6 protein-coding genes and 2 pseudogenes are annotated in these 8,354 nt (G+C 56.8%); 7 read left to right on the forward strand and 1 reads right to left on the reverse strand.

The window, feature by feature from the left end; translation table 11 throughout:
• From GJ632_RS16555 to GJ632_RS26030, 6 genes and pseudogenes are all read left to right on the forward strand, one after another.
• Positions 1-758 (forward strand): transposase (locus GJ632_RS16555; RefSeq protein ID WP_191453525.1); only part of this gene is annotated, 758 nt, incomplete at its 5' end.
• 155 nt (positions 759-913) lie between these two features.
• Positions 914-2,048, forward strand: a pseudogene (locus GJ632_RS25500) (extracellular solute-binding protein).
• Positions 2,049-2,054: 6 nt separating this feature from the next.
• Positions 2,055-2,984 (forward strand): ABC transporter permease, encoded by a 930-nt coding sequence (locus GJ632_RS16565; RefSeq protein ID WP_191453526.1) that lies wholly within the window; start codon positions 2,055-2,057, stop codon positions 2,982-2,984.
• Positions 2,981-3,856, forward strand: coding sequence for an ABC transporter permease (locus GJ632_RS16570; RefSeq protein WP_191453527.1), 876 nt, complete (start codon positions 2,981-2,983; stop codon positions 3,854-3,856). Before GJ632_RS16565 ends, GJ632_RS16570 begins: the two co-directional genes overlap by 4 nt.
• The gene (locus GJ632_RS16575; RefSeq protein WP_191453528.1) at positions 3,857-4,921 is read left to right on the forward strand and encodes an ABC transporter ATP-binding protein; all 1,065 of its coding nucleotides are present in this window, start codon (positions 3,857-3,859) and stop codon (positions 4,919-4,921) included.
• Between the two features lie 440 nt (positions 4,922-5,361).
• Positions 5,362-5,523: a hypothetical protein gene (locus GJ632_RS26030; RefSeq protein ID WP_191453529.1), complete on the forward strand. Its 162-nt coding sequence runs from the start codon at positions 5,362-5,364 to the stop codon at positions 5,521-5,523.
• Positions 5,524-5,886: 363 nt separating this feature from the next.
• Here GJ632_RS26030 and GJ632_RS16590 read toward each other — a convergent pair.
• Positions 5,887-6,343, reverse strand: a pseudogene (locus GJ632_RS16590) (DDE-type integrase/transposase/recombinase); the annotation flags it as partial.
• Positions 6,344-6,767: 424 nt separating this feature from the next.
• On the opposite strand from GJ632_RS16590, the gene GJ632_RS16595 reads away from it, so the two are divergent.
• Positions 6,768-7,958, forward strand: coding sequence for a Xaa-Pro peptidase family protein (locus tag GJ632_RS16595; RefSeq protein WP_191453531.1), 1,191 nt, complete (start codon positions 6,768-6,770; stop codon positions 7,956-7,958).
• Positions 7,959-8,354 lie beyond the last annotated feature (396 nt).

The raw sequence follows: 8,354 nt of genomic DNA on the forward strand, positions 1-8,354 counted from the left end.
AAACGTTCAGGGCCTTTCAGGCAGTCACCGTTGACGATTCCCGGCTGGCACACTCACTGGCTTCGGAAGAAGCCGCTCTGGATATTGGTGCGAACAACCTCGTCGCCTGCACAACCACGACCGGCAAGCAATACTTATACGAAGGACGCGACCTGTTCGAGCGATTCCGCGAGACGACGCGAGAAATCGCCCGGCTTCAATCTCTTTTGGAGGACGGTCGATACAGTAGTCACCGTATCCACCGCCTGTGCGACCGACGTACCAAGCGCCGTGACCACGCCCAAGATGCCCTTGCCCGTGACCTCATCGAACGCCTGTACGATGAAGGCGTTTCGACAGTGTACGTCGGGACGTTGATAAACGTGCTTGAGACGCACTGGTCGGTAGAGACGAACGTCAAGACGCACAACTTCTGGGCGTTTAGAGCGTTCCTGAATCGACTGGTGTGTACCGCCGAAGAATACGGTATCTCGGTGGAAGTACGGTCTGAAGCGTGGACGAGTCAGGAGTGTCCGGACTGTAGTTCGACAGAGGATACGACGCCCCACCGCGAGACGCTGACGTGTCCGTGTGGCTTCGAAGGGCACGCTGACCTCACGGCGTCAGAGACGTTCCTTCGGCGGCAGACAGCGGTAACATGGTCGATGGCACGGCCTGTATGCCGCAAGTGGGACAACCACGAATGGTTGGAGTCATCACGCTCTTCCCGTCCCAACGAGGAGCATACGAACCCGCAAGTTGCCTCCGTGGGCCGGTAGTCGATACCCCCAGCGCGAGGAAACCCCGCCGTGAACGGCGGGGAGGATGTCATCATGACCTAGTCTATATATCACCCATATCAAACATACTATTTGTTAGTATTATTGGAAGATATTAGCAAGTGTAATCATCCTCTTCTTGTCAGTCAAACGTGATGCGTCTTACAAGACGAAAGGCGGTACTCGGTACCGGTGCGTCAATAGCCACAGGTCTCGCGGGGTGTCTCGGCAGCGTCAGTTCCAGCGATAGCGGCTCAGGCGGCGACCAAACGTATGACGTCGGGCACGGTGATTTCCAGACATCGATCAGCGCTTCGAGCTTCCCCGATATGCTCTACTTTTACTGCGTGCAGTCGGGCTGGATGAACTGGCCGTCGGTGATGTCCGCCTTCGAGGAGGAGTACGGGCCGGCGGTCCACGACGACGACCGCTCTTCGGGCGAAGCTCTGCAGCACATGCGTTCTCATGCGAACGAAATGACCCATTCCGGGTACAACGGCGGATACACCTACGGAATCGTCGCTCGGAACGACGGCTTCACGCAGGCGTACAAGCCCAAGGGATGGGAGAAGGTCCCCGACTCGCTGAAGACCGACGACGGACACGTTACCGCGACACGGCGCGTGACGACGGCGGTCACGTACCGAAAAGACATCTACGAAGAACGGGGACTCGACGCACCGAAGACGTGGGAGGACCTTCTCCAGCCCGAAATCATGCAAGACTTGGCCCTGCAGACGCCGCAGGCGGCTGTCGGACTCGCGGCCGCGCTTTCGGTGAACAACGCACGGGGGGGGATCGATGGACAATCTCCAGCCCGTCATCGACTACTACAAGCAGATTCAGGAGGGCGGTGCGGAGTTCACCGACAACTTCCTCGCGCAGTTCTCACGCGGCGAGTACGCCACGTTCATCCGATACGATTACTCCGGTCTCGACCTGAAACACAACAACGACGAAGTCGCAGCTGAGAACGTCGGAGTCGCGCTCTTGGGCGGAGAAAACGGTAACCAGGGCGCTCTCAATATGCCGTACGGGTACGCGCTCCTCGAAGACGCCCCCAACCCCGAAGCCGGAAAGCTGTTCATGGACTACGTCCTCTCACTTGAGGGACAGCAACACTTCCTCGACGCGTACGTGCGCCCAATCCGGTCCTCTGAGATGGAACTGCCCGACGAGTTTATCGCCGCTGAGGAGTACGAGCGGACGGAGTTCCAGGTCGACTACAATCAGCTCGTCCAACAGCAGGAGTCGATTATTCAGGAGATCACGCGCGGCGCAAACATCTGATATCCGATGTCTACCGGTCGTCTACAAAACGTCCGTGAATCCCTCCCGTCGAGTCGTGGGATCGCGGCGTTAGCCAGCGCGCTCGTGGATCCGACGACGGAGCGTGACCGTGAGCGTCGTCGCATCGTCGCGCTGTCTCTCCCTTTCGCGAGCCTACTACTAGTCGCGGGTGTCTATCCACTGCTTGAAGTGGTCCGCATCAGTGTCTCCGCCGAACCGTTCCAATCTGTCGGGTTCACACTCGATGCATACCGAACGTTGTTCACCGATCCCTACTACCTTCGCGTCGGAGTCAACACGCTCTGGTTCGCTGCGCTGACGACGCTGGTCTCGGTTGGTCTTGCAGTTCCAATCGCACACTCTCTGGAGAAGTACGACCTGCCGGGAGAAGACGTGTTCGTGACTCTCGTCTCCTTTCCGATCAGTCTCCCCGGGATCGTCGCGGCGTTCATGATACTCGTCATGTTCGGTAACAACGGCGTCGTCACTAATCTGGTCGCGACGTTCGCTCGAATGAACCCGACCGACATCGCCTTCGCCGTCAGCGTCCCCGGGCTGTTCCTCGCATTCGTCTATTCGATGGTCCCGCGAGCGACCCTTATCCTCCGCGGTACGTACGCGGAAGTCGAAGGTGCGGCCGAAGAGGCCGCGCAGGCGCTGGGGGCGACACCCTTCCAGACGTTTAGACACGTCACGTTCCCGCAGATCCGACCGGGAATCACGGGAGCACTCATCCTCACGTTCCGAACCGGCCTCGCTATCTTCGGGACGCTCATCGTAATTCAGACGCTAGTTGTGTGGACGCTGCAACTCGACCGTGAACTCGCGGCGGGAGCCTTCCCGGTCGCGGGCGCGATGGCGACTGTCTACTTCGTGTTCGTCTTTGGATTCACGGCGCTCGGACTGCGCTACACGAGCGCGGAGGTCGGTCTATGACCCCCCTCTCGCGACGGGTTGGTCGCCCCGCCGTCACGGTCGTCTTACTGGCGACGGTCACGTTCCTCATCGCTCCTGTTGCCCTCACTATCGTCGCTTCCTTCGCCCGCGAGTGGACGGGCGTCTTCCCGTCCGGTTTCGTCACGTTTCGCAACTGGCAGCAGGTGCTCGGACTCGCGGACACGATCGGGTCACAACGCAGCATGGGCTGGGACCCTCTTTTTACTCTCCCGGTAAACGGTGGAGTGACGGTTCTAGCTCCCTCGGAGCTGTTCTTCAGCGTCGGTCTCGCCCTCGGTGGAGTCCTGATCAACCTTGTCGTCGGCGTCCCAATCGCGTACGCCGTCGCCCGATACGAATTCCGGGGGCGCGAGTGGGTCAGCGCCGTGTCTGTCCTACCGCTCGTTCCGGGCGTCGTTCTCGGCGTTGCATTCCTGCGAGCGTATCCTACGCTTTCCGGAACGAGCTTTGGGCTGATCGTCGGCTATTCCCTGTTGAAGGTTCCGTTCATGGTGATGGCCGTCCGAAGCGAATTCGAATCGATGCCGCTCCGACAATTGGAGGAGTCGGCACGGGCGCTTGGCGCTTCCTGGCCCCGAACGTTTCTCACCGTTATCGTCCCGAACGCTCGTTCGGGCATCGTCTCCGGAGCGATCATCTGTTGGACGCTCGCGGCGGCGGAGTTCAACTTCTCCTACATCGTCTGGGCGAAGGGAACGCAACCGCTCGCGCTCTTCCTGCAGCGTCACATCTCGAACAGCACGTTCACTAAAGCCGCCGCCGCGGTGTCGATGTTCTTCTGCATCGTTGTCGCTATCACGCTGTTACTGCAGGCGGTCGGTACACGCGGTTTCGACACGAGAGGTTCCTGAATGGCACGCCTTACCATCGATTCGATCCGGAAGGAGTACGATCGTACCGTCGCAGTCGAAGATGTCTCTCTCACCGTCGACGACGGCGAGATACTGGGACTGTTGGGACCGTCGGGGTGCGGGAAAACCACGACTCTCCGTACCGTGGCGGGATTCGAGACGCCGACGGACGGCCACGTGAGGTTCGACGACGAGGACATGACGCACGTCCCGCCCGAGAACCGGAACATTGGGCTCGTGTTCCAGACGTACGCGCTCTTCGATAACATGACCGTCCGCGATAATGTGGCGTTCGGGCTGAAGATGCGAGGGCTGGATCAGTCTGAACGCCGCGAGCGAGCCGACGAATTGCTCCGACTACTGGGTATCGAAGCACTGGCGAACCGGAATCCACAGACGCTCTCGGGCGGACAGCAACAGCGTGTCGGCCTCGCTCGCGCCCTCGCCATCGAGCCCCGCGTCCTCCTCCTCGACGAACCGATGACGGGGTTGGACGCGAAACTCAAGCGCCGCCTCCGTCGCGAGGTCGGCGAGCTCTTGGCCGATCTCGGCGTCACAGCGCTATACGTGACCCACGATCAGGCCGAGGCGATGGCGATGTGCGATCGCATCGCGGTGATGAACGATGGGCACGTCGAACAGGTCGGAACGCCCGAAGACGTGTACGAACGACCGGCCAACGAATTCGTCGCGAACTTCGTCGGCACCGCGAACGTCTTCTCGGGAACCGTCGTCGACGGGTCGCTCGAACTGGGATTCACCAGTATCCCCGTCGACGGCGACTCGCCCGACGGTCCGACGACCGTCGTTGCGCGCCCCGAAGCGTTCAGCGTCGACCGGACGGGCGACGTTGAAGCGACGATCCTCGACTGTACGTATCAGGGCGAGTCGGTCCGGGCGACAGCGTCACTATCTGATGAGACGCGAGTGACGCTTCGACTCCCCGGCTCGCAGTTCTCACCCGACGACGAAGTCGCCCTCACTTTCGATGCCGCATCACTCCACCTCACCGAGTCCGACCGTCTCCACCCCGGAGAGATCGGTGCCTCGGAACGAGGGGGCTAACCCACCTCTGATATTCCGTGTCCTGACCGGTGGGGTTAATGTTGGGCGGGCTCGCTCAACGAGTAGGCGTATGCCCGCACTGCCGAAACCCTCGCCGACATCGGCGTTCCGGGCTACGCGAAGGTCGTTCGGGCGATGTCTGCGGACTCTCTCGGACGGTTGCTCACTTCTTGACAATTGGGACGTACACGCTCGATGTCATCGGCAAATTTACCGCGTCGCTCATGTGCATGATTCGTGATCGAGAAGAAGCGCAAGTCTTGTGGAAGGCCAGACTGGCCAACACTGTTATTTAATTACTTCTGATTAGATTGGGTTGTGTAGAAGATTCCGACTCTGCGTGAAGACCTCCTCAAAGATACTCGAGAGTTTGTGAATCCAATCCCCGAGCGCGTTAAGAAGTAACACGATAGCCTCATAAACAATGAAAAATTACAGATGTGGACTGTCGTACCTGCCGACTCGATCCAGACATCAACAAGCCCTACGGCTGTACGGCTCCCGTTTTGCGGGAGTCGAGAATCGACCATGATCTCCGATGTGACGGTTCATACGGCTATTACGGCGAATTCGACTGGTCGGTCGTAATCCAAGGTAGATGAAACAACTTCGCACGCATTCTTGTTCGCCTCTGAAAATACTCTCAACCGACGAAAATAATTGGACAGTTTGTCGAACTACTTGAATACCGGCTGGAGGAAGACAGTACGATACAGTAAACGCCCCTCGGATGATCAAACCCGGTGCTGATCCTGATATTTACGAATGTCTTGACCCGAATATGTTCACCATCCAAACAAAAAATTTCGATAGTCGGGCTTCACCTCGGACCCGGTGACGAGGAGAACCCGCCCTGGAAGCCAGTATAGCTATCTGTAACGTATATCTGTCACAAGTATCTGGCACGCATGTCTGTACTGATAACACCGTTTGAACACAGACCGACCTCATCGAACCGGCACTGTCTAGTGAACCTCCCCAGCTGGTGTTCGCTCGTCGAGCAGTTGATGCGGTCGTTGGATGTTATAGTAATGAATGAACAGTGCAAGCCACTGGCGAATGACCAACCGACTTCTTACCCACGAATTATGGAAGCGATCAACTCGTATTTGAGGGTGTGAAACCACCTTTCGACCAGGTTTCGAGCAGCGTCGTTGACTTATTTCTCAGTCCTAATTGGGAGAGTACAGTCGGATATCTGAACTGACTGGCGGGAAACACAGTGTCTTCATAATAGTGTTTCTTGACGACTCCATGAAGAAATGCAGCCCCCTGATCAGTGCTGTGACATTTGAACGACTGCACGTCAAGAAGCAACTTCGCATCGAGAATTATTGCAGCGTACAACCAAGACCACTTGCCATTGACTTTGACAGCGGTTTCGTCAACTGCGACCCGTTTCGACTGCGTCGACGATCGATCTCCTCACGGCGTTTCTACAGTCTGAACAAGGGGACGACTACAGACTCTGACTCCATCACCCGTCGCTCGTTCTGAGTCGACGTTGCTTAATTCAATCAGTAGCCGTAGTCGTCCATCTTCAACGGGAGAGAATACTCAAAGCCGGGTTCACTAAGAATTCGGTCGAGCGGAAGTGCTCCTGGCCGACCCTCTGCTGTCACTTTCGTGTTCGTTACGACTGGGTGTGTGTGCTTTTTCGCCTAATGGCCACGCCAGTTTACGTATCCTTCGTCGGGTTTTCTAGTGGTTCCAGCACCCTATTCTACTTATGTGGGCCGTTTTTCTCCACCTCGCGGTAGACCAATTGGTCTGAATCACTATCGATCCAATCGGATGCCACATATGATAAAGGATTTATATCTCATGACTGTGGTGTGAGTATACGATGCCCGACCGTCAACTAGTCAGAGAAAAAGTGAAACAAACCGCTGACGTACTAGAGGAGACCGGCACAGATCTCTGGCTAACGTACTGTCGTGAAACGACCGAGATCGATGAGCCGTGCCTCCCTTTTCTTCTCGGATTCGACGTTGTCTGGCCGACAATGGTGCTGATTTCCAAAGATGGCGATAAGGCAACTATCATCGGAAGTCACGACGCACAGAATGTGGATTCGCTCGGAGTTTACGACGTCTATCCGTACGAAGCGTCTCTTGAAGAGCCGTTCTTGGACCTACTCAAGAAGATTGACCCCGATGAAATCGCTGTCAACTATGCAGAGGACAACACTATCGCCGATGGACTCACTCATGGAATGTTTCGTCGCCTTGAGGCACTATTGGAGGGAACGGAGTATGAGGGTAGTCTAGTTAGTGCCGACGAGGTCATCACTCGCTTGCGGAGCGATAAGTCTCCAATCGAACGCGACCGCATGATCCGTGCGGGTGAGATAACTACTGACCTATTTGAGGAGGTGACGAATCAGTGGGAACCAGACTGGACAGAGGCCGATGTCGCCGAGTACGTCCACGACCGGATGCACGAACAGGGTCTCGAGAGTGCTTGGTCCTGGGATTACTGTCCGACGGTTCATGCGGGATCCGATTCAGCGTTAGGACATACGATGCCGAGCGATACTGTACTCCGCCCGGGACAGGTACTACACATGGACTTCGGCGTAAAATACGAGGGATATGCGACTGACATACAGCGGTTGTATTACTACCCGACTGAGGACGAGAGAAAGATACCCGAGGATCTTCAGGCTGCCTTTGAGGACGTTCGTGCGGCCATCGATGCGGCTTTCGAGACACTCAAACCAGGTGTGAGAGGCCACGAAGTTGATGCTGCGGCACGAGCAGAGATAACCGACCGAAACTGGCCAGAGTATTCCCACGCCGTCGGACATAACGTTGGGCGGAATGCGCACGATGGTGGGACGTTACTCGGCCCACTCTGGGAGCGATATGGCGAGTCACCGAACGGAACTGTCCGCGAGGGTGAAATATATACGCTCGAGCTCGGGATTGAAACTGATTATGGGTACCTCGGGCAAGAGGAGATGGTGGTTGTGACGGAAGACGGCGCTGAATGGTTCCTTGACCCACAGACGGAACTTCGTCGACTAGAAGTCTAACGTTCCGACTTCGTCTCAAACGTTTCATCCCGATCGGCCTCGTTTAGGTCATTCTTCGTATCTGATGGATCTGGTTGCCTCAGTCTTTCTCGCCCCCTTTGTAGGGATGTGCAGACATATGGCCTCTGCATTTCGTGCCTTGTTGCTATCCAAATCTTGTCAAAAAATCATGTTGTCTCATCTACCGCTGTTCAGTAAGTAAAACCACTGCGAAGCCGCACCTTCCTGTCCGTCACACATTTCACACTCGCTTTAGCTGAAAGTAGGCGCTAAGCCCCCTCCCTCAAGGAGCGACCGGAGGGAGCGAGTAGGGAGGGGATACAGCGCCGCACGTTTCTCATACACGTTCGGCACTCGGTCCACAGGCCCACGCAATCGAAGCTATTATACGCAAAA

It is taken from the genome of Halogeometricum sp. CBA1124 (assembly GCF_009741955.1).
GTDB classification, from domain to species: domain Archaea; phylum Halobacteriota; class Halobacteria; order Halobacteriales; family Haloferacaceae; genus Halogeometricum; species Halogeometricum rufum.

Bases quoted from the DNA above. Each gene is read 5' to 3' on its own strand.
- GJ632_RS16565 (WP_191453526.1), top strand. From the start codon at position 2,055: ATGTCTACCGGTCGTCTACAAAACGTCCGTGAATCCCTCCCGTCGAGT.
- GJ632_RS16570 (WP_191453527.1), top strand. From the start codon at position 2,981: ATGACCCCCCTCTCGCGACGGGTTGGTCGCCCCGCCGTCACGGTCGTC.
- GJ632_RS16575 (WP_191453528.1), top strand. From the start codon at position 3,857: ATGGCACGCCTTACCATCGATTCGATCCGGAAGGAGTACGATCGTACC.
- GJ632_RS16595 (WP_191453531.1), top strand. From the start codon at position 6,768: ATGCCCGACCGTCAACTAGTCAGAGAAAAAGTGAAACAAACCGCTGAC.